This window comes from Mesorhizobium sp. M2E.F.Ca.ET.209.01.1.1, assembly GCF_004010375.2.
GTDB lineage: Bacteria > Pseudomonadota > Alphaproteobacteria > Rhizobiales > Rhizobiaceae > Mesorhizobium.
Genome location: NZ_SADP02000023.1, coordinates 32572 through 57685 on the forward strand (window position 1 = coordinate 32572; position 25114 = coordinate 57685).

Genomic DNA, 25114 nt, shown 5'->3' on the forward strand with positions numbered 1-25114 from the left:
TTCGTTGAGTTCCTTCGCGCCCCCCTCTGCCCTGCCGGGCATCTCCCCCACTCGGAGGAAGATTGGCAGTTTTGCCGTCGGCATTCTTCTTGCAACGTTGGTGATTGGCGAAAGCGAGAGCAACATCTGATCTCCCCCCTCGTGGGGGAGATGGCCGGCAGGCCAGAGGGGGGCGCTGTCCCGCCAGCTATCGACGTTGAGCAGGCACTCAATTCCTTCCATAAAATGCGTTCTCGACATGCACCGGCCAGCGCCAGGGCAGCACCGCGACCATGTCGAAACGCATCGAAAGCCGCCCGTAATCCGGCTGGCGCGACAGCCAGATATCCGCCGCGCCCTCGATGCGGCGCTCGGATTCATGGCCGATCGCTTCCATCGCCTCGATCAGCGTGCGCCGCGCCTTGACCTCGACGAACAGCACCAGGTCGCCGCGGCGGGCGATCAGGTCGATCTCGCCGAGTTTCGTGCGATGGCGGCGGGCGAGGATGCGATAACCCTTCAGCATTAGCGCTAGCGCCGCCAGCCACTCGCCGCGATGGCCGCGCCGATAGGCTTTGCGGCGATGGCCAACGGTGCGCTCAGCCACCGTCGGCTCCTTTTTGCTCGACCATGATCCTATCCAAAAACCGGCTTCCACTTTTTGGGATCATGGTCCGTCCCTGAGCTCCAAGAGCCGCCGGTAAAGCGCCTGTTTCTGGCCGCCGGTCATCTTCGCCGCTTCCGATGCCGCCTTCGAGGCCGGCATTTCGGCCGCGAGCGACAACAGCAGCCGGTCAATGTCGGCCGGCTGGTCCTCCGCCGCCTCGGGCGGGCCGACACAGATCACGATTTCGCCCTTCGGCGTGTCGGCCGCCGCATAGTGATCGGCCAGTTCGGCCAGCGTTCCGGTGCGCATCTCCTCGAAGGCCTTGGTCAGCTCGCGGCCGATCGCGGCCTGGCGGCTGCCGCCCAGTGCTTCGACCATGGCGCCGAGCGTCTCGGCCAGTCGGCGCGGCGATTCGAAGAAGATCAGCGTCGCCGGCACCTGCTTGAAAATTTCAAGCTTTGTCAGCCGCTGCCCTGCTTTGACCGGCAAGAACCCGGCGAACAGGAAAGCATCGGATGGCAGGCCGGATGCCGTCAGCGCGGCGAGAGCCGCAGAAGGCCCGGGGATCGGCACGACGCGGATACCCTGCTCCAGCGCCTCGCCGACCAGCCGGTAGCCGGGATCGGAGACCAGCGGCGTGCCGGCGTCGGAGATCAGGGCCACGCTCTGCCCGGCCGCCAGCGCCTCGATCAGCTTCGGCCCGGCCTCTTTCGCGTTGTGCTCGTGATAGGCGGTGGTGCGGCGGCGGATGCCGTAGCGTTCGAGCAGCACGCGCGATACGCGCGTGTCCTCGCAGGCGACGATGTCGGCGGCGGCCAGCGTCTCCAGCGCACGCAGCGTGATGTCGGCGAGATTGCCGATCGGCGTCGCCACCAGATAGAGCGCCGGCGTGAGCGGCCGCGCCGCGATCTCGGTCTGCCCGATCAGGTAGCTGTGTTTGTCGCCGGTCAAGAATAACCCTCCGTCCAAGCAATTCCAGGAAAAGTGCGTAGCGGTTTTCCGTCCGGAATTGCGAAAGAACAAAGTCTCTTTGGCATGGCTGACGGCCTGTTGCAAAACGTGAGGTTGGGCCAAGGAAATCGCCATGCCTTTGCCACAGTGCGGAACGAAACCGGCAACGGCGAATTTAACCCCTGATTCCCCGGGAGGAGGCAGGACCGGACGATGCCCAATCGCTTCGACATCTTCATCAGCCGACTTGAAAGCAAGACCGCCCGCGAGGGCATTCCCCCACACCCCATCGCCGCCCAGAGCGGCGCACGCCGCGACAAGGCCGACCAGAAGCCGGTCCGCGATGGTGAGGCGCATGGCGAGAAGCACCGCGGCAAGCATCGCCAGAAGCACGACGCTTAGAACAACCAGCAACCTTCGCCATCTCGCGCTTCGTCATTCCAGGGCGGAGCAAGGAGCGAAGCGACGCGCGCAGACCCTGGAATCCATGCCGTTACATCGAAGCGCCACCAACGGTGCAGAATTCTGGACCGCAGCACCCTTCGCATAGGTCACGGCATGGATTCTCGGGTCAAGCCCGAGAATGACGAACGCGCTGGAGAGCGCCGCATCTTCAGAGGTATCTGCCAACCCTCACCTCCAGCAGCCCCACCAGCTCCGGGTCCATGAAGTCGTAGTCGTCCGGATATCGAGGCAGATCACCCTGGCGCCTTTCAGGCTCGCCCGGAACTTCTTCTGCAGCTTGGCGCGGTGCGCCTTTTCCATCACGAAGATGATGTCCGCCCAGGCGACCAGCTCATGCGTCAGCGGGTTGTCGGCGTCGTGATTGGTGCCGGCCGATTCCACCTCTATGTCGCGGCGCGTGGAAAACACCTGCTCGGCGGTCGGGCTGCGTAACCGGTTCTGGCTGCAGACGAAGAGGACGTTCTTCAAAGAGGTTACCGCGCCAAATCCGCCACCACCGCATCGAGCACGATCATGCCGGCGGTCGTGGCGCGCAGCCTTGCATTGCCGACCGGCGCCACCAGCCCCTCCCCCTGCAGCACCGAGAGCCGCGCGCTGGAAAGGCCGCGCCCTGACAGCGCCTCGTAGCGCTGCAGGTCGATGCCTTCGGCGAGCCGCAGGCCCATCAGCAGGAATTCGTCGGCCTCTTCGGCGCGGGTCAGGATCTCGCCCCCGGTGACGCCGTGCCCCTTGGCCTCGACCAGATTGGCCCAGGTCTCCGGCATCCTTTCGGCTATCGTCACCGTGCGCCTTCCGTTCTCGACGAAGCGGCCATGCGCGCCCGGCCCGACGCCGACATATTCGCCATAGCGCCAGTAGGTGAGATTATGCCGGCTCTCGGCGCCCGGCTGGGCGTGGTTGGAAATCTCATAGGCCGGCAGCCCATGCGCCGCCGTCACCTCCTGTGTCAGCGCATAGAGGTCGGCGGCATGGTCGTTGTCGGGCAGGGTGAATTTCTTCGCCGCGTAAAGCGCGTGGAAGGGCGTGCCCTCCTCGATGGTGAGCTGGTAGAGCGACAGATGGTCGACGGCATAGCCGATCGCCTGTTCCAGCTCCGCGCCCCATGCTTCCGGCGTCTGGCCGGGCCGCGCATAGATCAGGTCGAAGGAGAGGCGGGGGAAGATTTCGCGGGCGAGCCCGATGGCGTGCAGCGCCTCCTCGACATTGTGCAGCCGGCCGAGGAAGCGCAGATCCTTGTCGTTCAGCGCCTGCACGCCGAGCGAGACGCGGTTGACGCCGGCGGCGCGATAGCCGCGGAAACGCTCGGCCTCGACCGAGGACGGGTTGGCCTCCAGCGTCACCTCGATGCCTTCAGGCACCGTCCAGTTCCTCGCCACCGCCTCCAGCACCGCGCCCACCGTTTCCGGCTTCATCAGTGACGGTGTGCCGCCGCCGAGGAAGATGCTGGTCACCTCACGCGGCCCGGTGCGGGCGCGCATGGTCGCAAGCTCCGTCTCGAAGGCGCGGGCAAAACGCTCCTGGTCGACCGGCTGGTGGCGGACATGGCTGTTGAAGTCGCAGTAAGGGCACTTGGCCGCGCAGAACGGCCAATGGATGTAGACGCCGAAGCCTGGGCTCCGGTCGAGCTGCATCGTCTGGGCGGTCCCGATCATGCCGAACCCAGCCGGGCCAAATCTAGACGCGCCTGCGCGAATTTCTGGAAAGCGCGGGCGCGGTGCGAAAGCGCCGTCGCCTGGCCTGGCTTCCAACCATGCTTCTCCTCCGCGCTCATCTCGCCGAAAGTCTTGTCGAAACCATTGGGCAGGAAGACCGGATCGTAGCCGAAGCCGAGCGTGCCGCGCGGCGGCCACACCAGCGTGCCTTCCGCCTCGCCGCGGTAATACTCGGCCTCGCCGTCCGGAAAGGCGAGACAGATGACGGCGACGAAGCGGCCGGTGCGTTGCGCCGGCTCGGTCGCGCCGGCCTCCTGCAGCGCCGTTTCCGTCTTTTGCATGGCCATGCCGAAATCCCTGCTGCCGTCGGGCTTTTCCGCCCAGTTGGCGGTGTAGACGCCCGGCGCGCCGTCGAGCGCGTCGACGCAGAGCCCGGAATCGTCGGACAGCGCCGGCAGGCCGGTGGCCTTGGCCGCGGCATATGCCTTGATATAGGCGTTTTCCTCGAAGGTCGTGCCGGTCTCGTCCGGCTCCGGCAGGCCGTATTCCTTGGCCGATTTCGCCTCGAAGCCGAACGGCGCCATGAGGTCGGCGAATTCGCGCAGCTTGCCGGCATTATGGCTGGCGACGACGATCTTCTTTCCGTTCAAAGAATGCATCAGAAACCCCAGATCCTCGGCTCGGCGAACTCGATCGAATTGCCCGAAGGGTCGCGGATATAGATCGAGTGCCCGCCCTGCGGCCATTCGAAATCGCTTTCGATGGCGATGTTCCTGGCGGAGAGATGGTCGCGCCACTTGGCGATCTCGTCGGCGGTTGCCGCAAAGCAGAGATGCCCCTCGCCGGCCGTGCCATGCGGCGGCACTTTCAGCCGGGCGTCCGGCGCCGGCGGGATTTTCGTCGCCTCGGCGTTGAAGAGAAGCAATACGCCGTCGCCGCAGCGGAAGAAGACGTGGCGGCCTTCGACCTTGCCCAGCGGATCGAGGCCGATGATGTCACGGTAGAAGGCTTCGGCGGCGGCGAGATCGGTGACGTAGAGGGCTGATTCCAAAATTGCCGAGGGCATCACGAGGCACCCCCCTCTGCCCTGCCGGGCATCTCCCCCGCAAGGGGGGAGATTGGCAGCTCCGCAGGCGGCATCTCGACGTTGATGGTTGGCGAAACCCAAGGTGATATCTGATCTCCCCCCTTGCGGGGGAGATGGCCGGCAGGCCAGAGGGGGGTGTGAAGGATCGCCAACCTCATTCGTTCTTCTCTGCGGCGCCCTACGCCACCGCCATCTGCTGCAGGCTCACCAGCCGCGAAATGCCCTTCTTGGCCAGGCCCATCAGCGCCGCGAACTGCTCCTCGGAAAACGGCTCGCCCTCGGCGGTGCCCTGGATCTCAACGATGCCCCCCTTGCCGGTCATGACGAAATTGGCGTCGGTGCCGGCCGAGGAATCCTCGAGATAGTCGAGGTCGATGACCGGCTGGCCGTCATGGATGCCGCAGGAGATCGCCGCGACATGGTCCTTCAGAACCTTGGAGACGCTGACCATCTGGCGCGCTTCCATCCAGCGCAGGCAGTCGTAGAGCGCCACCCAGCCGCCGGTGATCGAGGCGGTGCGGGTGCCGCCATCGGCCTGGATGACGTCGCAGTCGACGGTGATCTGCTGCTCGCCCAGCGCCTGCAGGTCGACCACGGCGCGCAGGCTCCGGCCGATCAGCCGCTGGATCTCCAGCGTGCGGCCGCCCTGCTTGCCGGCGGAGGCCTCGCGCCGCATGCGCTCGCCGGTCGAGCGCGGCAGCATGCCATATTCGGCGGTCACCCAGCCCTTGCCGGAGTTGCGCATCCAGGCCGGCACTTTTTCCTCAAGGCTCGCGGTGCACAGCACATGCGTGTCGCCGAACTTCACCAGGCAAGAGCCTTCGGCATGCTTGGACACGCCGCGCTCGAAGGAGATGGCGCGCATTTCGTCGGCTTGGCGTTTGGAGGGGCGCATTCGGCCTGCTTTCTTGTCGTTTTCGGAATCGTGGCCGGCTTGTAGACGCATGCGAGGCAAGTCGCAAAGGAAAAGGGGCAGCAAACGCGGCACCGTGACCGCAAACGCGGCACCGGGTTGCGCGGGGGTGGCTTAAGTCTATATCTTTTCGGCAGGAGGTTTCTCGCCGGAATGAACAAACCAGTCGATCCGACGTCGCAGTCACCCGGGCTTCAGTCACCGGTACTTCAGTCACTCGACATGCGCTCGCGCGATATTTTCCGGCGGATTGTCGATTCCTATCTGCGCGACGGCGAGCCGGTCGGCTCGCGCAGCCTGTCGCGCATCCTGCCCTCCTCGCTGTCGCCGGCCACCATCCGCAACGTGATGAGCGACCTCGAGCATCTGGGCCTGATCTACGCGCCGCATATCTCCGCCGGGCGGCTCCCGACCCAGACGGGCCTGCGCTTCTTCGTCGACGCCTTCATGGAGCTCGGCGATCTTTCCGACGACGAGCGCCGCATCATCGAGGCACAGGTGCGCGCCTCCGGCTCGGGCGCGACGCTGGAGCATATGCTGACCGAGGCCAGCCAGATGCTGTCCGGCATGTCGCGCGGCGCCGGCCTCGTGCTCGCCTCCAAGAACGAGGTGGCGCTGAAGCACATCGAATTCATCCAGCTCGAGCCCACAAAGGCGCTTGCCGTGCTGGTGTCGCAGAACGGCGATGTCGAGAACCGCGTCGTCGACCTGCCCGCCGGCACCACCGTGTCGCAACTGCACGAGGCGTCCAATTTCCTCAACGCCCATATCAGGGGCCGGACGCTTGCCGAGGCGCGCGCCGAGATCGCCCGCATAAAGGACGAAACCAAATCCGCCCTCGACACGCTGTCGCAGGATCTGGTCGAGAAGGGCCTGGCGGTCTGGGCAGGCGCCGAAAGCGGCCTGCCGGCGCGTCTCATCGTGCGCGGCCGCGCCAACCTGCTCGAAAATGTCACCGCCCAGGCCGACCTCGAACTGCTGCGCCATCTGTTCGAGGACCTGGAAACGCAGGACGGGCTGCTGCAGCTGCTCGACCTCGCCGAGGAAGGGCCGGGCGTGCGCATCTTCATCGGCTCGGAGAACAAGCTGTTTTCGCTGTCCGGCTCGTCGCTGGTCGTCGCGCCCTATCGCGACAAGGACGCCCGTGTCATCGGCGCGCTTGGCGTCATCGGCCCGACAAGGCTGAACTACGCGCGCATCGTGCCGATGGTCGACTATACGGCGCAGCTCATTTCGCGCATGCTCCGTTAGGTGTATCGATATTCAGGTGATGCCGGCCTGACCTGAATCTCGATACACCTAAGGTCGCTGCGGAGGAGAAAAAATGGCGCTGGAAGCAATCAAGGCCCAGATCGACCTCCTGCTTCAGGAAATGATCAACCAGCCCGAGGACGATCGCGAGATCCAGGAGCAGCTGCGCGAGAAATTGCGGGAGCTCCGCGCCATGGGCCTGCCCTTGCCGGCAGACCTCGTCGAGCTGGAAAAGCGCCTCGACGACGACCTGGATGCCGAAGACGAGAGCTGAACTCCTGGCGCTTCGTCGTCAAATCAACGTGCGCCTGCTTCTCTTTTAGACCCTGTGCCCGATATCTCCGTCGGCAGGCGCCGATCGATAGGCGCATTGGCAGACGACGGAGATACAGCATGACGCGGATCGTCGAGCTTGCGGGCCTCGCGCTGGTTTTTGCCACCGGTGCCTTTGCGCAGCAGGCCGATCAACCCTTGCTCAGCGGCGAAAAGGCCTTCGGCGACTGGAAGGCCGACCGTCCTGGCGTGCGCCGGCTGCTGAAGCCTCAGGATATGCCGAAGCCCGATGTGGCGGAGTCCGCCTCGAATGGCGGCGGCGTCACCGATCGTCCCGAGGGGGCCAGGCCGAAACTTCCGCCGGGCTTCTCCGCCGAGCTGGTCGCATCGGGCATCGACAGTCCCCGCGTGGTGCGCGTGGCGCCGAACGGCGACCTCTTCGTCGCCGACAGCCGGGCGAACGAGGTCCGCGTCTATCGCCTGGCGCAAGGCAGCGCCAAGCCCGCTGAGACGTCGATCTTCGCCAAGGGCCTGACGCGACCCTACGGCATCGCCTTCTATCCCCCGGGCGACAAGCCGCAATGGGTCTATGTCGCCAACAGCAACAGCGTGGTGCGCTTCCCCTATCGCGAGGGCGACCTGGAAGCGTCCGCCAAGCCGGAGACCATCGTAGCCAAGGTCCCCGCCAGCCACCATTGGACGCGCGACATCGCTTTCTCGCCCGACGGCAAGACGCTCTATCTGTCGGTCGGCTCCGGCTCCAACATCGCCGAGGATATGGGCGCGAAGCCGAAAGGCGGCGTCGAGGCGTGGGCGAAATCGCAGCCGCTGGGCGCTGCCTGGGGCGCGGAAGAGGGCCGCGCCGATGTGCTCGCCTTCGACCCCGACGGCAGCAACCGCAGGACCGTCGCCACCGGCCTGCGCAACTGCTCCGGCATGACCGTGCAGCCGGCGACAGGCGCGCTCTGGTGCGTCGTCAACGAGCGCGACGAGCTAGGCGACAACGTCCCCTTCGAATACGCGACCGCCGTCAAGGAAGGCGCCTTCTACGGCTGGCCTTGGTACTACATCGGCGACAATGAGGACCCGCGCCACGAGGGCGCGCGCCCGGACCTCGCCGGCAAGGTCACGGTTCCGGACGTGCTGATCCAGGCGCATTCGGCGCCGCTCAACATCGCCTTTTACGACGGCGGCAACTTTCCGGCCGATTACGGTTTTCCTGCTGAATATAGGGGCGACGCCTTCGTCACTCTGCACGGCTCCTGGAACCGCAATGTCCGCACCGGCTACAAGGTGGTGCGGCTGAGGTTCAAGGACGGCAAGCCGACCGGTGAGTATGACGATTTCGCCACCGGCTTCGTCATTGCCGACGACGCGCTCTGGGGCCGGCCGGTCGGCGTCGCCGTGGCCAAGGACGGCGCGCTGATCCTCACCGAGGACGGCAACGGCACCATCTGGCGCATCACGTATGGAGATGGCCGGTCCTGACGGTCCGACACCACAGCTTTTCCCAAATTTCTGGCGCCAGGTCGGAATTTATCCTACCTAGTAGGGCAGCGAGAAGGAGTCCAACCGTGAACAACGCCGAAAAAGTGAGCGTTACCATGGCTCGCGAGCAAATGCAGGCTATCCGCGAGAGAGTGGAAGCCGGCGAATTTGCCACCGTCAGCGAAGCCATGCGTGACGCCGTGCGGGTATGGCAGCGGCAACGCATCGAGGATGCCGAGCGCCTTGAGGCTATCCGAGCCCGTGTCCGCCGCTCCATCGAGGACTCCAGGCCGTCCTTGAGCGAAGACGAGGCCGACGCCGCGCTTGAGGCCGCTATCGCCGGAATCGACAAAGACCTGGACCGTGCGGCGTCTTAGGGTCCACCTACCGACCCGACGCCATCGCGGACTTGGCCGAAGTTTACCGGTTCATCGCCACGCAGGGCCAAAGCCGCAACGTTGCATTGGCCTTTGTTCGGCGCATACATGCCCGCTGTCGCAAGATTGGCGATGCACCAAACGGTGGTCGACCACGCGACGACCTTCAACCAGGGTTGCGCACTGTGCCTTTTGAGCGCAGCACCGTAATCGCTTACCGCGTCGGCAAGACCGTGGAAATCGTCAATGTGTTTTACGGCGGCCGGGATTATGAGGCGTTGTACCGGGGCCACGAGGAAAGCACTGAGGAATAAGAGCAGACGCTTGCAAAGGGGCGACCGCGATCATGGTTTTGCGGTATGACTCAAGGCGAACTCATGCGCCGTGACGCGCGGCGTTAGCATTGCGGGATCAACAGTCGGGCCAGAACCATGACACTCACCGGTTTCCTCGCCTACAGCGCCGCCCTCGGCGTCGCCGCCGCCATTCCCGGCCCCGGCGTCACGGCGCTTGTCGCCCGCGCGCTCGGCTCCGGGTTCCGTTCCTCGCTCGCCATGTCGTTTGGCCTGATGCTTGGCGACCTCACCTATCTCACCGCCGTGGTGTTGGGCCTGGCCTTCGTCGCTCAGACCTTCGGCCTGGTCTTCCTCGCCATCAAATGGGCCGGCGTCGCCTATCTCGCCTTCCTCGCCTGGCGCTTCTGGACCAGCGGCATCACGCCGGAAAACATCGAGGCGCGCAAGGCCAAGGGTGGGCTGGTGTCGAGCTTCATCGCCGGGCTGACGGTGACGCTGGGCAATCCCAAGACGATGATCTTCTATCTCGCCATCACGCCGACCATCGTCGACCTCAAGGCGATCACGTTCGCCGACTACGCCATCCTCGCGGTGCTCACCGTGGCGGTGCTGTTCGTGGTGCTGGTGCCTTTTCTGGCTTTGGCCGCGAAGGCGCGCTGGTTCCTGAAATCGCCGCGCGCGCTGAAGGTGCTGAACCGCACCGCCGCCGGCTTCATGATGGGCGCGGCGGCCGCGATCGCGGCCCGCCAGTAGGCTCCAATGTCAGCCGCTCCCGGATTTCAGCCAAACCATTCCTGAAACCGCTGACGGCGGAAAATGCATTTCCGCTGCGGCGCGCTTTTGAGCAACCGCCCCACTCGGATATTTTCAAACGCCGGCCTATCTTGCGCGGCTGAAAGCCCTATTCTGTTTTGCCTGTGACATTGCCCTGGGAGCGAACCAAATGAACAAGCCCGTCACCTCCGCTCGCGTGCCCGGCCGCGGCCGCGTCTTCAATTCGATCACGGAGACGATTGGCGACACGCCGCTGGTCAGGCTGGACAAGTTCGCAAGGGAAAAGGGCATCGTCGCCAACCTCATGGCCAAGCTCGAATTCTTCAACCCGATCGCCTCCGTCAAGGACCGCATCGGCGTCGCCATGATCGAGGCGCTCGAGGAGGCCGGCAAGATCGCGCCCGGCAAGACCACGCTGATCGAGCCGACCTCCGGCAACACCGGCATCGCGCTCGCCTTCGCCGCCGCCGCCAAGGGCTACAAGCTGATCCTCACCATGCCGGAGACCATGTCGGTCGAGCGCCGCAAGATGCTGGCGCTGCTCGGCGCCGAGCTGGTGCTGACCGAAGGGCCGAAAGGCATGAAGGGCGCCATCGCCAAGGCCGATGAGCTTGCCGCGACACTGCCCAACGCCATCATCCCGCAGCAATTCGAGAATCCGGCCAATCCCGAGATCCACCGCCGCACCACGGCCGAGGAGATCTGGAACGACACCAATGGCGAGGTCGATATCTTCGTCGCCGGCATCGGCACCGGCGGCACCATCACCGGCGTCGGCCAGGTGCTGAAGAAGCGCAAGCCCTCGCTCCAGGTCGTGGCGGTCGAGCCGGAGGCCTCCCCGGTCCTGTCCGGCGGCCAGCCCGGCCCGCACAAGATCCAGGGCATCGGCGCCGGCTTCGCGCCGAAAATCCTCGACACGTCCGTCTATGACGAGATCGTCAGGGTGTCGAACGAGGATTCGGTCGCCAATGCCCGTCTCGTCGCCCGCCTCGAAGGCGTGCCGGTCGGTATCTCGTCGGGCGCGGCGTTGCAGGCGGCCATCGTCGTCGGCTCGCGGCCGGAGAACAAGGGCAAGAACCTCGTCGTCGTCATCCCCTCTTTCGCCGAGCGCTATCTCTCGACCATCCTGTTCGATGGGCTGGGGGCGTAGGCGCGCACATACCTCGGGAAGTGGCTTCAGTGGCCCAGAACGGATGACGTACGTCGCTGCATGCCTTGGAGATTGACCGAAGCCTTCCAACCTCGTCATCCACGGGCGGAGCAAGGAGCGAAGCGACGCGCGCAGACCCGAGGATCCATTCCGTGACTTCGACGCGCCGCATCGGTGCAGAATTCTGCTCCGTTTGCATCCTTCGGCCGAGGTAACGGCATGGATTCTAGGGTCTGCGCGCGTCGCTTCGCTCCTTGCTCCGCCCTAGAATGACGACGTTGGGGAGGTCAGCGGGCTCGCCGATAAACAGCACCCCTAACCCCCCACAAGCTTCGCCTTCTCGGCCTGCAGGAAACGCCGCAGCGCCGGGTCGCGCTCCAGGCCGATCGCCTGGTCATAGGCCTCGGCCGCCTGCGTGGTGTTGCCGAGCCTGGCCAAGAGGCCGGCGCGGGCGGCCCAATAAGGCTGGTAGTCCTGCAGCCGCTTGTCCTCGCCCAGCACATAGAGGGCCGCCAGCCCGGCTGTTGCACCCTCGGTTTCGGCGATCGCCACCGCGCGGTTGATCGCCACCACCGGTGAGCCGGCTACGGAAAGCAGCGCGTCGTAAAGCTGGCGGATGGCCGCCCAGTCGGTGCCGCTGCCGCGCCGGCGCGCCGTGTGGGCGGATTGCACGGCGGCTTCCAGCTGGTAGCGGCCGATGATGCCCCTTTGCGCGGCGCGCACCAGCAGGGCTTCCGCCTCGTCGATCATGCTGTCGTCCCAGAGCGCGATATCCTGCTCGGCCAAAGGCACGAAATCCCCTTCCGGGCCGCGCCTTGCCGAGCGGCGCGCCTCGGCGAACAGCATCAGCGCCAGCAGTCCCAACGCCTCCGGCTCGTCCGGCATCAGCGAGGCGACCAGCCGTCCAAGCCAGATGCCTTCGCCGGCGAGGTTGCGCCGCCGGCTGTCGGTACCGGTCGCATCCGACCAGCCTTCGGCGAAGGTGGCGTAGATCGCTTCGAGCACCGTGTCCAGCCGCTTGCCCAGCTCCGCCTGTTCCGGCACGCGGAACGGAATCCCGGTCTCGCGGATGCGCGCCTTGGCCCGCACCAGCCGCTGGCCCATTGTCGCCGGCGAGACCAGGAAAGCCGAGGCGATCGTCGCGGCGTCGAAACCGAGGATCGTCTGCAGGATCAGCGGCGCGCGCACGCCGGCTTCGATCGCCGGATGGGCGCAGGCGAACATCAGCCGCAACCGGTCGTCGGGCAGCTCCTCGCCGCTCATGCGTGCCTCCATTTCCTCGGCAATCAGCTGCAGATGATCGCGGGCCGCCTCGCCGGTCAGCCGCCGCCGCACGGCGTCGACCTCGCGCCGGCGCGCCACCGCGAGCAGCCAGGCTTCCGGCTGCGCCGGCACGCCGGTCCGCGGCCAGCGCTCCAGCGCGGCGGCGAAGGCATCGGCCAGCGCATCCTCGGCGCCGGCGACGTCGCGCGTGCGCGCCGCCAGCCAGGCGACCAGCTTGCCGTAGCTGCGCCGGGCGGCCGCTTCCGCCGCTGCCCGCGCGATCTCCGAGCGATCATCCATCGCGGGTCACTCCGCGGCGGCGACGTACTCTGCCATTTCCCAGATCGGCCGCACCTCGACCGTGCCGGTGCTGGACGCGGGGCAACGCGCGCCCCATTCGATGGCCGTGTCGATGTCGGCCGCCTCGATCATGTAGAAGCCTGCCAATTGCTCCTTGGTGTCGGCATAGGGGCCGTCGAGCACATTGGTCTTGCCGCCGGCGAGCCGCACCGAGGTGGCCGCCTGGGTCGGGCGCAGCCGCTCGCCGGCGATATAAGCGCCGGATTTCTTCAGCGCCTCGGTATAGGCGCCATAGGCGGCGAGCACCTGCTGGGTCTGCTCTTTCGGAGCATTCGCCATCGCGGCTTCGTCATTGTAGATCAAAAGCATGTATCGCATGGTCTTCTACCGTTTCTTGAAGGCCGCGTCGTTGCGTGCCGACCTATGTCGTGCGGCATCGACCGATTTCGACAGGCGCCGGAAAATTTTTGCTGGCTGCCGCGGTGGATGCAAAGCAGGCCATTCACTCCGCGCTTGTTCAAATTCCCTTAGCCGATCAGCCGCTCCCGCAACTCGGCGGATGGAATCTCGCAACTGTCCTTGCGGCCGAACAGCACGTAGCGGTTCCTGGCGACGCGGTCGTAGAGCCAGTCGCGCAGCGGCCGCGGCAGGATGAGCAGCGCCTTCGCCGCGCGCCATGGCCAGCCGAGCGCGGCCATGACCGCGACGAAACTGTCGAGCTTGGTGAAGGCCGCGCCGTCGATGATGGCGAGGTTGCTGTCGTAATCGTCGGTCGGCAGGCCATGCCGGCGAAACAGCGCCTCGCCGAGCGGCCATTGCGCCGTGGCGAAGCGGAAGCGCTTTTCCCGGTCGAGCCTGAGGATGAGCTGGACGAAACCCGAGCAGAACACGCAGACGCCGTCGAAGACGATCAGCGGCTGGCGGGCGTCATAGGCCTGGCTTGGAGAGGCAGGACGATTCGGTTCGGGCAGGTCGGTCATGGCGGCCCCGGCTGCTTGTGTTTTTAGACACTAAGCCAGCCGGCGGCGGCGTCAAAGTCGCGGCGTTGTCGCACGCCAGTTGGCGGCGAGCACGAGGCGCTCGGCGCGATAGGTGGTGGCGCGCTGATCGGCGGCCGGCCGGCAGATGCGGCTGTGGTGGGCGCGTAAACGGGTCATGTCAGTTCGCGCTGACGCCCAGCGAGTTGCCGCGGCGCGCGCAGGCCGGGCCCGGACCGCGCATGTAGTAGCGTTCCGGCCGATAGGTCGGCGCGACGAATTCGCGGATGGCGGCGGCGTAGCCGGCGATGTGATTCCAGAAATGCATTTTACCTGTCCCTGTCCCGCTTTCGGATGTCCCTTCCGAATTGTTCAAGAGCATAGCGTCGAGGCGTGAATAGTCGGTGAACGTGATGTTAATTTCTGGTCCGAAAGTCGTTGCATCGTGGCCGGATTGCGGCTGATTCGCGGTGTTTCGGTGCCTTTCGTCGCGTTTCCGCGCCGTGTGACTTTTGCACCACATATGTTTCGTTCCGATGTCGCTTGGCAGCGCTTCTGTTTCGTCTCCAGGTCGCGCCCGGAAATTTCCTTTCGCGGGACAGGCCCGGCAGGAACCTGTCACGGAAGACTACGTTGACCCGCAAGGCCGGGATGAACCCGGCCATGTTGACGGCTGTCCGCCGCGCAACCTTCCCACAACGCGAAACATGGAAAGGCAACCGCCATGGGCTTCTTTTCGAAGGACATCAAGACGCTGGACGATCTCTTCATCCACACGCTGCGCGACATCTATTATGCCGAAAAGCAGATCGAGAAATCCCTGCCGAAGATGATCGACAAGGCGACCGATCCGCAATTGAAGGCCGGCTTCGAGAAGCACCTCACGCAGACCAGGGGCCACATCGAGCGGGTCGAGCAAGTGTTCGAGCTGCACGGCGTCAAGGCCAAGACGGTCAACTGCCCTGCCATCGACGGCATCCTCGCGGAGGCCGACGAGGTCAGCGGCGATGTCGACGACAAGGAGGTCCTCGATGCGGCGCTGATCGCCTCCGCGCAGGCCGTCGAGCACTATGAGATAACGCGCTACGGCACGCTGATCGCCTGGGCCAAGCAGCTCGGCCGCAGCGACTGCGCCAATGTGCTGGCCAAGAACCTCAAGGAAGAAGAGGCGACCGACCGCAAGCTGACCGAGATCGCCGAAAGCAAGGTCAACCTGCAAGCGGCCGAGTAGGGGCGCCCATTCAGGGGCCGGGGCTTTTGACGCCGGCCTTGGTTTCCGGGAACCGAAGCGGCGCTCCGGCCGTTTCGGTTTGTCCCGATGCTGCAAGGAGTTGGTCATGGCGCCGCGCCCCGCCTGGAGCGGTTATCTCAAGCTTTCACTGGTCACCTGCGCCATCGAATTGAGCAACGTCATCAGCCACGCCGAAAAGGTGTCCTTCCACATCCTCAACCGCAAGACCGGCAACAGGGTCCGGCGTGTCTATGTCGACCAGAAAAGCGGCAAGCCGCTGGAAGAGGATGAGGAGGTCAGGGGCTTCGAGGTCGGCAAGGACGAATTCATCCGCATCGAGGACGAGGATATCGAGGCGGTCCAGATCGAGTCCTCGCACACGCTCGATCTCGACGGTTTTGTCGACAAGGCTTCGATCGACCAGGTCTATCTCGACACGCCCTATTACGTCTCCCCCGCCGACAAGGTCTCGCAGGAGGCCTTCGCCGTCATCCGCGATGCCCTGGCCGAGAAGAAAATGGCCGGCCTCGCGCGCATCGTGCTTTACCAGCGCGAGCGTCCGGCGATGATCGAGCCGTTCGGCAAAGGCATGCTGCTGACGACGCTGCGCTACGGCGACACGGTGCGCGACGCGTCCGGCGTCTTCGCGGATATTCAGTCCACCAAGCTGGACGGCGAAATGGTCGAGCTGGCCGAAAATATCATCGACAAGAAGAAGGCGAAGTTCGATCCGGCCAAATTCAGGGATCGCTATGAGGAATCGTTGCTTGAGCTGATTCGCGCCAGGAAAGCCGGCAGGAAGGCGCCCAGCGCCAAGGCATCGCCGAAACCGTCCAACGTCGTCAACCTGTTCGACGCGCTGAAGAAGAGCCTCAACGCCGACGACGGCAAAGCCGGCAAATCTTCGTCAAAGACGACGGCGCGGCGGCCGAAGGCCAAGGCAGCGGCCTCGAAGCGCAAATCCGCATAGGGGAGTGGCGGCATGGCCAGCCTGGAACAATATCACGCCAAGCGCGATTTCAAGAAAACCGCCGAGCCGGCAGGCAAGGTGAGGCGCGGCAAGCAGGCCGGCGGCATCTTCGTCGTCCAGAAGCATGCCGCCACGCGGCTTCACTACGATTTTCGCCTGGAACATGACGGCGTGCTGTGGAGCTGGGCGGTGACGCGCGGCCCGAGCCTCGACCCGCATGAGAAGCGGCTGGCCGTGCATGTCGAGGATCACCCGATCGACTACGCCTCCTTCGAAGGCACCATACCGAAGGGCCAGTATGGTGGCGGCTCGGTCCTGGTCTGGGACGAGGGCAGATGGACACCGGATGGCGATCCCGCTCAGGGCATGAAGAAGGGCCATATCGACTTCGAGCTCGAAGGCCACAAGCTCAATGGCCGCTGGCATCTGGTCAGGCTGAGGCCCCGCCCCGGCGAGAAGCGCGACAACTGGCTGCTGATCAAATCCGACGATGCCGCCGCCCGTCCCGGCGAGGATATCCTCGAAGAAGAACCGCAATCGGTGAAATCGGGCCTGACCATCGAGGAGGTCGGCGAAGGCAAGGCGGCCAAGGGGCAGACACCGAAGGTCTGGCAGTCCAACAGGCCGGCCGCCGGAAAGAAGGCCGGGCAAGTCCGGAAGCTCGAATTCATCGAGCCGCAGCTGGCGACGCTGGAGAAGGAAGCGCCGGCCGGCGATGACTGGCTGCATGAAGTGAAATTCGACGGCTACCGCATGCAGGCGCAGATCGAAGGCAGCGAGGTCAGGCTGCTCACCCGCGCCGGCCTCGACTGGACGGAAAAATTCGACGGGCCGGTCACGGCGGCGCTGGCCAAATTGAAATGCCGCGACGCCATCATCGACGGCGAGGTCGTGGTGCTCGCCGACAGCGGCGCATCGTCCTTCCCGCTGCTGCAGGCGGACTTGTCGGCGCGCCGCGCCGACCGCTTCGTCTATTATGTCTTCGACCTGATGCGGCTCGACGGCGAGGATCTGCGCCGCGAGCCGCTGGTCGAGCGCAAGCAGGTGCTGGCCGAGCTGCTGGGCCGGCAGCCCGAGGATTCGGCGCTGCGCTTCAGCGATCATTTCCACGAACCCGGCAAGGTCATGCTGCAGCATGTCTGCCGCATGGGTCTCGAAGGCGTGGTGTCGAAGCGCGCTGACGCGCCCTATCGCAGCGGACGAGGGCTCACCTGGATCAAGTCGAAGTGCACGCTCAGGCAGGAATTCGTCATTGGCGGCTACCTGCCTTCGGACAAGACCGGGCGGGGCGTGCGCTCGCTTCTCGTCGGCTATTATGAAGGCGGCAAGCTCAACTACGCCGGCCGCGTCGGCACCGGCTTTTCCGGCAAGGTGATGACGGATTTGAAGAAGAAGCTCGATCGCCTGGAGTCAAAGACATCGCCCTTCTCGGCGGCGGTGCCGAAGGGCAAAGGCCTCACCTTCGTCAAGCCCGAGCTTGTCGGCGAGGTGGAGTTCCGCAGCTGGACATCCGACCGTATAATCCGCCACGCCTCGTTCCAGGGGCTGCGCGAGGACAAGCCGGCGGAGGAAGTAGTGGAGGAAAAGCCGAAGAAGGCCGAGAGCGAAGCAAAGTCGGGCGCAAAAGCGCCGTCAAAGCCCTCGGCCGGAGCGGCAAAGACATCGATAAAGCTCTCGCATCCCGACAAGCTGCTGTGGCCCGACGAAAAAGTGTCCAAGCAGAACCTTCTAGAGCACTACGCGCTGGTCTGGCCGCGCATGGAGCAATTCGTCGTCAACCGGCCGCTGAGCCTGGTGCGCGCGCCCGACGGCATCCACGGCCAGCGCTTCTTCCAGAAACACGCCTCGCCAGGCATGAGCGACAAGATCGCCAGGATGAAGGATCCGACCGATGGCGAGGAGATCCTCTACATCAAGGATTTCGACGGGCTTGCGGCGCTGGTCCAGTACGGCGTGGTCGAGGTCCATATCTGGGGCTCGACGATCGATGAGCTGGAAAAGCCGGATCAGATCATCTTCGACCTCGATCCGGACGAAGGCGTCGACGTCTCCAAAGTGCGCGAGGCGGCGCTCGACATCCGCAGGCAGCTCGACGAGCTGTCGCTGCCCAATCTGGTCAAGACCTCCGGCGGCAAGGGCTATCATGTGCTGGTGCCGCTGAAGCCCTCGGCGGAATGGGACGAGGTCAAGGATTTCGCGCACGACTTCGCCCGCGCGCTGGAGCAGGCCGCGCCCGACCGCTACACGGCGACATTGTCGAAGAAGGCGCGCACCGGAAGAATCTTCGTCGATTATCTGCGCAACGGCCGCGGCTCGACCACGGTCGCGCCCTATTCCTCGCGCGCCAAGAAGGGCGCGACGATATCGATGCCGGTGACCTGGCCGGAGTTGGAGAAGGGGCTGGGCCCGAATGCCTTCCCGCTTGGCGATGGGACGACGCTGGCGCAGCTGAAGAAGGCCGACCCGTGGAAGGAGTTCTTCAAGCTGGGGAAGGCGCTGAAGCGGAATTAGCTGCCGCAACAAGCGTCGCGATCCTTCGCGCCCCCTCTGTCCTGCCGGACATCTCCCCCACAAGGGGGGAGATTGGCAGTCTCGACGCCTCGCTTGTCCTGCAATGTTGACGGTTGGCGAAAGCCGGCATGACATCGATCTCCCCCCTCGTGGGGGAGATGGCCGGCAGGCCAGAGGGGGGCGCTGTCCCGCCAGCATCGCGAGATTGTCCGCCTACGCCAGAAACACCCTCTCGAACGCCTGCCTTCCCCTCGGCGAAAACACCACGGCGCGGCTGTCCTTCTCGCGTCGTGCCCATTTCTCGACGATGATCTTGTCGAGGATGGCCGCGCCCAGCGTGCCGGCGAGATGCGAGCGCCGTACGCTCCAGTCGAGGCAGGCGCGGCACACCGGCCGGCGCGCCCTGGCCTGGATCTCGATGCCGAGCGCTGAAAAATGCGAGGCGCCGGCTGACGAGAGTCTGATCTCGTTGTCCTCGCGCAGCAGAAGCTTCCTGTCGAAAAGCCGGTCGAGCATCGCCACCGCCTGTTCGCCGGCAAGGTGGTCGTAGCAGACCCGCGCCACGCGCATGGCCGCATCGCGCGGGCCGGGCCGCACCCGCTTCGGGCCGACCGCCTCGGCGACGCCGATGATCGCCTCGATCATGCCGGCCACCTGCGCGCTGGCAAGCCCGTAATAGCGGTGCCGGCCCTGGCTGGCCAAGGTCAGCAGCCCGCCCTCCATCAGCTTCGACAGATGCGAGGAAGCCGTGGGCAGCGACACGCCGGCTTCCAGCGCCAGTTCCGACGCCGTCAGCGCCGTGCCGCCCATCAGCGCGTTCAGCATGTTGGCGCGGGCCGGGTCGCCGACCAGGCTGGCGATGCGGGCGATGTCGGGTCCTTCACGCATGGTTCGATCCTTATCGAAGCATTCCCGTCAGGGAAGCATTATTCTGGGACCATCTCAAGCAGCCCAGGCAGACACTCCTGACAAGAGGATGCCTAGCACAGAGACGCCAGCAATGTTTCGATCACGGTCGAAGCATCGACGTGCGGAAGCCAACCGACGAGGAGACCGACATGACCATCACCTGCTTCATCCGCTACGAGATCGACCCGTTCGGCAAGGCGGCCTTCGAGCAATATGCGCGCGCCTGGGGCCAAGCCATTCCGCGTTGCGGCGCCGACCTGATCGGCTACTACGCGCCGCATGAAGGCTCGGCCACCACGGCCTATGCCGCCTACAACATTGAAAGTCTCGCGGCCTACGAGGCCTATCGCGCCCGGCTTGCCGCCGACCCGGCCGGCAAGGCAAATTACGAGTTCGCCAGGCGCGAGAAATTCATCTTGAAGGAGGATCGCGTCTTCCTGAAGCTGGTGTCGGGGCCGCACGGTCCGCAGCAGGTCTTTCGCACCGACGTAACGGTCAAGGAAGGGATAGAGGCATGATTGCTGTCATCTTCGAAGTGGAACCGGCCGAGGGCAAGCGCGATGCCTATCTCGGCATCGCCGCCGAACTTAAGCCGCTGCTCGAGAGCATCGACGGCTTCATCTCGGTCGAGCGCTTCCAGAGCCTGACCGATCCGAAGCGCTTGCTGTCGCTGTCCTTCTGGCGCGACGAGGAAGCGGTGAAAGCCTGGCGCAACACCGAGGAGCATCGCCAGGCGCAAAAGGCCGGGCGCGGCGGCATCTTTGCCGGCTACCGTCTGCGCATCGCCCAGGTCGTGCGCGATTACGGGCTGACGGAAAGGGCCGAAGCGCCGCAAGATAGCCGCGTAGTGAACGGATGAAGCCTTCTTCCACGACATGGGAGAAGCGGAGAGGGCTTGCAATCACAAACCGGTGAGGCCTGTAACGAAGCGATCCGCGGTGGCGAAATGGGAGCATGACCCGCTGTAACGGAGACTGCTTCCCATGACCGGATTGAAGACAAGCCTGCTCGCCGGCGCGATGCTCGCGGCCACGATCGGCGCCGCGGCCGCCCAGCCACTCACCGTGGTCGAGCTGTTCACCAGCCAGGGCTGCTCGTCCTGCCCGCCGGCCAATGCCAACCTGATCAAGGTCAAGGACCAGCCTGGCGTGCTGGCGCTGTCGTTCAACGTCACCTACTGGGACTATCTCGGCTGGAAGGACACCTTTGGCCGCAAGGAATTCACCGACCGCCAGGTGACCTATGAGCCGCCGCTCGGCCGCGACGGGCCGTTCACGCCGCAGGTCGTGGTGAACGGCAGCCATGATGCCGTGGGTGCGGCGCCGGGCGAGATCCAGGGCCTCATCGCCAACAGCGGCCACCCGCAAGGTCCGGAGCTTTCGCTTGGGCAGGGCAAGGTCAGCATCGGCGCCGGCAAGGCGCCGGGCGGCGGCGCCGACATCTGGCTGGTGCGTTACAACAGAGGCGTCGTCGAGGTGCCGGTGGCGCGCGGCGAGAACACCGGCCGCACGCTGCCGCATGCCAATGTCGTGCATGCGCTGACAAAGCTCGGCAGCTGGAACGGCGAGGCGACGACGCTGCCGCTGCCGGCGGCCAGCGGCGGCTTGAGCACCGCCGTGCTGGTGCAGGCGCCGCGCGGCGGGCCAATCCTGGCCGCCGCTGCCAACTGATCTTTCTTTCCCTTCGCGCGGGGCCGCATGGGCGGCAACGCTTCACCAAGGCCCGCATCTGCGCGCGCCAAAACCAAGGAGACTACCTCATGACCAAGTTCCTCACGCTGCCGGCTCTGGCCCTCGCGCTTTCCGCCGCGGTCTTCGTAGCCGGCGCCCGCGCCGACGACGCGACCAATGCGATGAAGCCCGCCAATGCGATGGCGACCGATGCCATGAAGCCGGCGACGGATGCGATGAAGCCGGCCGACGCCATGAAGCCCGCGACCGATGCCATGAAGCCCGATGCGATGAGCACGGAGGCGATGAAGCCGGCCACGGATGCCATGAAGCCTGCGGATGCGATGAAGCCCGCGACGGATGCCATGAAGCCGGCAACCGACGCGATGAAGCCGGCGGATACGACTGCTCAGTAAGGCTAGGCTTGCGCCGCAGCCGGCTCGGAGCCAATCGCGAATGTCAGCGCTGGCCCCCGCTCCGTCTCGGCGCTGCGCGCCGATCCACCTCTCCCCCGCTTTGCGGGGGCGAGGAAACGCTAACCGCGAAGGGCGAGGAACGCCAATGAGCCACGGAGAGGCCTTCGCATGCCTGGGTTCCTCGCCCCCGCCAAAGGTTGGGGGAGAGGTGGCTCGGCGAAGCCGAGACGGAGAGGGGGAGCGCCGTTGGCGGTTGCACACCGCCGCACGGCAAAGTGAGAACCTCCCGACGGCTTCTTTCGTATATACTTAAGACAATGACAGGAGATCAGGACATGAACGGCATAAAGACAAGAGCCGCGCGGCCATTCTTCACCCGCGGCGCCCTGGCCGTGCTCGGCCTTGCGGCCGTTGCGGCTACCGCCCTGTGGCAGAGCCCGGCGCGATCGGCCGAGGACGCGGTGGTGATCCCGCCGCCGGCAATGGACGAGAAGGCGGCGAGCGGCACCGAGAAGGCGATCTTCGCCGGCGGCTGCTTCTGGGGCGTGCAGGGCGTGTTCCAGCACGTCAAGGGCGTCAGCAAGGCGGTATCCGGCTATACCGGCGGCAGCGCCGAGAACGCCGTCTATGAAGTGGTCGGCAGCGGCCGAACCGGGCATGCCGAATCGGTCGAGATCACCTACGACCCGTCGAAGGTCACCTACGGCCAGCTGCTGCAGGTCTATTTCTCGGTCGCGCACAATCCGACGCAGCTCAACTACCAGGGGCCGGATTCCGGCACGCAGTACCGCTCGACGATCTTCGCCGAAAATGACGAGCAGAAGAAGGTCGCCGAGAGCTACATCGCCCAGCTCGACAAGGCCAAGGTATTCCCCAAGCCGATCGTCACCACGCTGGAGACCGGCAGGACCTTCTACCCGGCCGAGGATTACCATCAGGACTTCCTGACGCTGAACCCGACCTATCCCTATATCGTCTACAACGACCTGCCCAAGATCGAGAATCTGAAGGCGCTGTTCCCGCAGCTCTACAGCGAGAAGCCGGTGCTGGTGCTCGCCTCCAGCAAGAGCTGAGAGCCGGCCCGTTTCCCGACGCAGGGATATTTGCGTGGCGGATGCCTTGACGATTGGCCGAAGCCTACGCGAAGTCGTCATCCACGGGCGGAGCAAGGAGCGAAGCGACGCGCAGACCCGAGGATCCATTCCGTGACTTTGACGCTACGCAACGGTGCAGAATTCGGCTTCGTTGCATCCTGCGATCAAGGTCATGGCATGGATTCCAGGGTCTCCACGCCGCCGCTTCGCGGCTGCTCCGCCCTGGAATGACGAGGTTCGGTCGCCGAAACCATCCACCCTTTGCTTTGCTGGCAGACGGAACGCAATGTGAAGCAGTTCATAGAGTTATACTTGACGCTGCAAAACATTGATGTTCGATCTTCTGCCGCCACATAATCGTCGCCGTCACCTTTTCGAAAGTTCTGTTTCAACTGATCCGGAGCCCTGCTTCCGGCGCGGGTTTGTTGGCTGCGTTGATGGGCCGGACCAGCCGGCGCTGCATCGGGGAGGAACGACAGGTGACCGTCAGCATAAAGGTTTCCGTCTACACCAATGGCGATGACGCCTTCGTCGCCTGGGCGCCGAGCGACTTCATCGCGGGATGCCGGGGTTTCCTGCTGGAACGCGGCCGCAAGGCCGGCGCGACCGAGAAGATCGAGCCGGTGGAGAATCGCGTCGGCTTCACCAAGGACAGGCCGAAATCGGGCGACCACAAGCCGTCGGACGTCTGGCCGTTCCAGCGCTTCAACTGGACCGACCATGCGGCCGATGTCGGCAATGTCGTGCGCTACCGGGTCACCGCGATGACGAGCACAGGCCCCGGCAGGCCGCTAACCAAGGGCGTTTCCAGCGACTGGACGGACTGGAAGACGCTTGCGACCGACGCCGGGGGCGGCTTTTCCTGTTACTTCAACCGCGGGCTGGTGCTGTCGCAGTTCGTCGCCCGCTACATGGCCAAGAACAGGCTCACGCCCGCGGCCTTCAAGAAGAGCCTGCAGACCAATGGCGACGCAAAATTCCGCGCCTTCCTGGAAGGCGATCTCGGCCTGCGCATGGTTGGGTTGACGCAAGGCGCCGGCGACGAACTGCATGCCGCGCTCTACGAGCTTGGCGATGCGAGGCTGGAGACGGCGTTGATCGGGCTCGGGCCGCGGCTCCATCTCATCCTCGCCAACGGCTCCGACAAGAGCGGCGACGGCAACAAGGCGGCGCGCAAGAACCTCAACGACCACGGCATCGCGACCATCGACCGGATGCTGAAATCGAAAGGGCTCGGCCACAACAAGTTCGTCGTGGTGTCGGAAGACGGCGAGCCGAAGAAGGTGTGGACCGGCAGCACCAACTGGAGCACCACGGGCCTGTGCACGCAGGTCAACAACGGCCTGCTGATCGAGGACGCGGCGGTAGCGGCGCATTTCCGCAAGCATTGGAACCTGCTCAAGGACGCCTCGCCGCTGAAGACCGACCCGGCGAACTTCACGCCGGCGCTGATGGCCGACAACGACGCGCCGAAAACCTTCACGATCGGGAGCGCCAGGGCGACTGTTTGGTTCACCCGCACCTCGAACGGGGCCGACATGGATGCGCTGCGCGAGGTCATCACCTCGGCCAGGCAGGCGGTGCTGTTCCTGATGTTCACGCCGGGCAAGCAGGGGCTGCATACCCTTGCCGGCCAGCGCGCCAGGGAAAGGGGCATGTATGTGCGTGGCGTGGTCTCCACGCTGAGCGCGAACGAGGGCGGCACCGAGCAGAATTTTCTCGACATCGACTTGGTAAGCAGCGACCGGACGTTCACGCCCGACCGCTACGCGGTGGCGCAGCCGCAAGGCCTGGATGCGCCGCTCGGGCCGTGGATCGCCGAGGTCAACCGGCGGGAGTTCCTGTCGCAGATCGGCCACGCCATCGTGCACTCGAAGATCCTGGTCACCGATCCGCATTCGAAGGATTGCGTGGTGGTGACCGGCAGCCACAATTTCTCAGCCCCGGCGAGCCAGAAGAACGACGAGAACCTGGTGATCGTGCGCGGCCACAGGAAGCTTGCCGCCGCCTATGCCACCTACGCGATGTCGGTCTACAGCCACTATCGCTACCGCTCCTACATCCGCGAGATGCGCGCGCAGGGCAAGACGCCGTGGAGCTATCTCGACGACGACGACCAGTGGCTGAAGACCGAGCTCAGGGCCAAGGCGCAGGAGATCGCGTTCTGGACGGAGCAGGGGTAGTCCTTCTCCCCGTTCCACGGGGGGAAGGTGCCCGAAGGGCGGATGAGGGGCGGCGCCGGCGTTTGCGGTTGGCAACCGCGAGCCGTCATTGGTCGAAGGAATGCGGTAGGCTTTGCCTGACAGGTTGCGCTGCCCCTCATTGCCCTACCGGGTATTTCTCCCCGTATAGTGACGGGGAGAAAGACGCCGTCATCGGCCGCTTCGCCAATTGTCGATGCTGTCGCCCGCCAGCCCACTGTCCAGAACTGTCAGGAGCCGCATCGATTTGCCGTTTGCCTTGAGCGGCATCCGACCTATATCAGGTCACATTTTCCAGCCGGCCGTTTT

General features: G+C 65.1%; 29 protein-coding genes and 2 pseudogenes. 17 read left to right on the plus strand and 14 right to left on the minus strand.

Annotation, left to right across the window (positions count from 1 at the left end; translation table 11 throughout):
• Positions 1–208: 208 nt before the first annotated feature.
• Complete coding sequence (locus tag EN852_RS29410; RefSeq protein WP_127879322.1) at positions 209–586, minus strand: YraN family protein; 378 nt, start codon at positions 584–586, stop codon at positions 209–211.
• Positions 587–646: 60 nt separating this feature from the next.
• Positions 647–1537 (minus strand): 16S rRNA (cytidine(1402)-2'-O)-methyltransferase, encoded by an 891-nt coding sequence (gene rsmI, locus EN852_RS29415; protein WP_189546254.1) that lies wholly within the window; start codon positions 1535–1537, stop codon positions 647–649.
• 213 nt (positions 1538–1750) lie between these two features.
• Between rsmI and EN852_RS29420 the strand changes: the two genes are divergently transcribed.
• A complete protein-coding gene (locus EN852_RS29420; protein WP_127879318.1) occupies positions 1751–1939 on the plus strand; it encodes a hypothetical protein in 189 nt (62 codons plus the stop codon).
• Between the two features lie 211 nt (positions 1940–2150).
• Here EN852_RS29420 and EN852_RS29425 read toward each other — a convergent pair.
• From EN852_RS29425 to rph, 5 genes and pseudogenes are all read right to left on the minus strand, one after another.
• Positions 2151–2470: pseudogene (locus tag EN852_RS29425) on the minus strand (low molecular weight protein tyrosine phosphatase family protein).
• 5 nt (positions 2471–2475) lie between these two features.
• Entirely contained in the window at positions 2476–3654 is a 1179-nt protein-coding gene (gene hemW, locus EN852_RS29430) for a radical SAM family heme chaperone HemW (RefSeq protein ID WP_127879316.1), read from the minus strand.
• Positions 3651–4313, minus strand: coding sequence for an RdgB/HAM1 family non-canonical purine NTP pyrophosphatase (rdgB, locus tag EN852_RS29435; RefSeq protein WP_127879314.1), 663 nt, complete (start codon positions 4311–4313; stop codon positions 3651–3653). The genes hemW and rdgB overlap by 4 nt, the downstream gene beginning before the upstream one ends.
• Positions 4313–4723, minus strand: a complete 411-nt coding sequence (locus EN852_RS29440) for a VOC family protein (protein WP_127879312.1) — start codon at positions 4721–4723, stop codon at positions 4313–4315. Before EN852_RS29440 ends, rdgB begins: the two co-directional genes overlap by 1 nt.
• A gap of 196 nt (positions 4724–4919) precedes the next feature.
• Complete coding sequence (gene rph / locus EN852_RS29450; RefSeq protein WP_112098165.1) at positions 4920–5636, minus strand: ribonuclease PH; 717 nt, start codon at positions 5634–5636, stop codon at positions 4920–4922.
• 171 nt (positions 5637–5807) lie between these two features.
• Between rph and hrcA the strand changes: the two genes are divergently transcribed.
• From hrcA to cysK, 7 genes are all read left to right on the plus strand, one after another.
• Positions 5808–6905 (plus strand): heat-inducible transcriptional repressor HrcA, encoded by a 1098-nt coding sequence (gene hrcA, locus EN852_RS29455; RefSeq protein WP_112128850.1) that lies wholly within the window; start codon positions 5808–5810, stop codon positions 6903–6905.
• A 73-nt stretch (positions 6906–6978) separates the two neighbouring features.
• Positions 6979–7179 (plus strand): hypothetical protein, encoded by a 201-nt coding sequence (locus EN852_RS29460; RefSeq protein ID WP_127878146.1) that lies wholly within the window; start codon positions 6979–6981, stop codon positions 7177–7179.
• Between the two features lie 119 nt (positions 7180–7298).
• Positions 7299–8666, plus strand: coding sequence for a sorbosone dehydrogenase family protein (locus EN852_RS29465; protein WP_127879308.1), 1368 nt, complete (start codon positions 7299–7301; stop codon positions 8664–8666).
• 86 nt (positions 8667–8752) lie between these two features.
• Entirely contained in the window at positions 8753–9043 is a 291-nt protein-coding gene (locus tag EN852_RS29470; protein ID WP_127866187.1) for a type II toxin-antitoxin system ParD family antitoxin, read from the plus strand.
• Positions 9044–9075: 32 nt separating this feature from the next.
• A complete protein-coding gene (locus EN852_RS29475; RefSeq protein ID WP_246694443.1) occupies positions 9076–9357 on the plus strand; it encodes a type II toxin-antitoxin system RelE/ParE family toxin in 282 nt (93 codons plus the stop codon).
• Positions 9358–9474: 117 nt separating this feature from the next.
• Positions 9475–10092 (plus strand): LysE family translocator, encoded by a 618-nt coding sequence (locus tag EN852_RS29480; RefSeq protein ID WP_127879304.1) that lies wholly within the window; start codon positions 9475–9477, stop codon positions 10090–10092.
• Positions 10093–10282: 190 nt separating this feature from the next.
• Positions 10283–11263 (plus strand): cysteine synthase A, encoded by a 981-nt coding sequence (gene cysK / locus EN852_RS29485; RefSeq protein ID WP_127879302.1) that lies wholly within the window; start codon positions 10283–10285, stop codon positions 11261–11263.
• Positions 11264–11578: 315 nt separating this feature from the next.
• Here the strand turns inward: cysK and EN852_RS29490 are convergent, their stop codons facing one another.
• The 5 genes from EN852_RS29490 to EN852_RS29505 all read right to left on the minus strand — a co-directional run bounded on the left by EN852_RS29490 (position 11579) and on the right by EN852_RS29505 (position 14131).
• Entirely contained in the window at positions 11579–12826 is a 1248-nt protein-coding gene (locus tag EN852_RS29490; protein WP_127879300.1) for an RNA polymerase sigma factor, read from the minus strand.
• 6 nt (positions 12827–12832) lie between these two features.
• Positions 12833–13204, minus strand: coding sequence for a YciI family protein (locus EN852_RS29495; RefSeq protein WP_127304645.1), 372 nt, complete (start codon positions 13202–13204; stop codon positions 12833–12835).
• A gap of 149 nt (positions 13205–13353) precedes the next feature.
• On the minus strand, positions 13354–13806 hold the full coding sequence (locus tag EN852_RS29500) for a DCC1-like thiol-disulfide oxidoreductase family protein (RefSeq protein WP_127879298.1): 453 nt from the start codon (positions 13804–13806) through the stop codon (positions 13354–13356).
• A 51-nt stretch (positions 13807–13857) separates the two neighbouring features.
• The gene (locus EN852_RS43240) at positions 13858–13983 is read right to left on the minus strand and encodes a hypothetical protein (protein WP_263649576.1); all 126 of its coding nucleotides are present in this window, start codon (positions 13981–13983) and stop codon (positions 13858–13860) included.
• 1 nt (position 13984) lies between these two features.
• A complete protein-coding gene (locus EN852_RS29505) occupies positions 13985–14131 on the minus strand; it encodes a hypothetical protein (protein WP_116389945.1) in 147 nt (48 codons plus the stop codon).
• Positions 14132–14527: 396 nt separating this feature from the next.
• On the opposite strand from EN852_RS29505, the gene EN852_RS29510 reads away from it, so the two are divergent.
• The 3 genes from EN852_RS29510 to ligD all read left to right on the plus strand — a co-directional run bounded on the left by EN852_RS29510 (position 14528) and on the right by ligD (position 18515).
• Complete coding sequence (locus EN852_RS29510) at positions 14528–15034, plus strand: ferritin-like domain-containing protein (protein ID WP_127879296.1); 507 nt, start codon at positions 14528–14530, stop codon at positions 15032–15034.
• Positions 15035–15140: 106 nt separating this feature from the next.
• Positions 15141–16004, plus strand: a complete 864-nt coding sequence (locus tag EN852_RS29515; protein WP_127879294.1) for a Ku protein — start codon at positions 15141–15143, stop codon at positions 16002–16004.
• Between the two features lie 12 nt (positions 16005–16016).
• A complete protein-coding gene (gene ligD, locus EN852_RS29520) occupies positions 16017–18515 on the plus strand; it encodes a DNA ligase D (protein ID WP_127879292.1) in 2499 nt (832 codons plus the stop codon).
• Positions 18516–18546: 31 nt separating this feature from the next.
• Here ligD and EN852_RS42590 read toward each other — a convergent pair.
• A pseudogene (locus tag EN852_RS42590) lies at positions 18547–18702 on the minus strand (propionyl-coenzyme A carboxylase alpha polypeptide); the annotation flags it as partial.
• Between the two features lie 26 nt (positions 18703–18728).
• On the minus strand, positions 18729–19403 hold the full coding sequence (locus tag EN852_RS29530) for a winged helix-turn-helix domain-containing protein (protein ID WP_127879290.1): 675 nt from the start codon (positions 19401–19403) through the stop codon (positions 18729–18731).
• A gap of 170 nt (positions 19404–19573) precedes the next feature.
• Between EN852_RS29530 and EN852_RS29535 the strand changes: the two genes are divergently transcribed.
• From EN852_RS29535 to EN852_RS29560, 6 genes are all read left to right on the plus strand, one after another.
• Positions 19574–19942 carry an NIPSNAP family protein gene (locus EN852_RS29535; RefSeq protein WP_127879288.1) on the plus strand — a complete coding sequence of 123 codons (369 nt, stop codon included), beginning with the start codon at positions 19574–19576 and terminating at the stop codon, positions 19940–19942.
• Complete coding sequence (locus EN852_RS29540) at positions 19939–20283, plus strand: antibiotic biosynthesis monooxygenase (RefSeq protein WP_127879286.1); 345 nt, start codon at positions 19939–19941, stop codon at positions 20281–20283. The genes EN852_RS29535 and EN852_RS29540 overlap by 4 nt, the downstream gene beginning before the upstream one ends.
• Positions 20284–20407: 124 nt before the next feature.
• On the plus strand, positions 20408–21094 hold the full coding sequence (locus EN852_RS29545; RefSeq protein WP_127879284.1) for a DUF1223 domain-containing protein: 687 nt from the start codon (positions 20408–20410) through the stop codon (positions 21092–21094).
• 89 nt (positions 21095–21183) lie between these two features.
• Positions 21184–21510 (plus strand): hypothetical protein, encoded by a 327-nt coding sequence (locus tag EN852_RS29550; protein WP_127879282.1) that lies wholly within the window; start codon positions 21184–21186, stop codon positions 21508–21510.
• 335 nt (positions 21511–21845) lie between these two features.
• A complete protein-coding gene (gene msrA / locus EN852_RS29555; RefSeq protein WP_127879280.1) occupies positions 21846–22583 on the plus strand; it encodes a peptide-methionine (S)-S-oxide reductase MsrA in 738 nt (245 codons plus the stop codon).
• 500 nt (positions 22584–23083) lie between these two features.
• Positions 23084–24787, plus strand: coding sequence for a phospholipase D-like domain-containing protein (locus EN852_RS29560; protein ID WP_189546256.1), 1704 nt, complete (start codon positions 23084–23086; stop codon positions 24785–24787).
• The last annotated feature ends 327 nt before the right edge of the window (positions 24788–25114 follow it).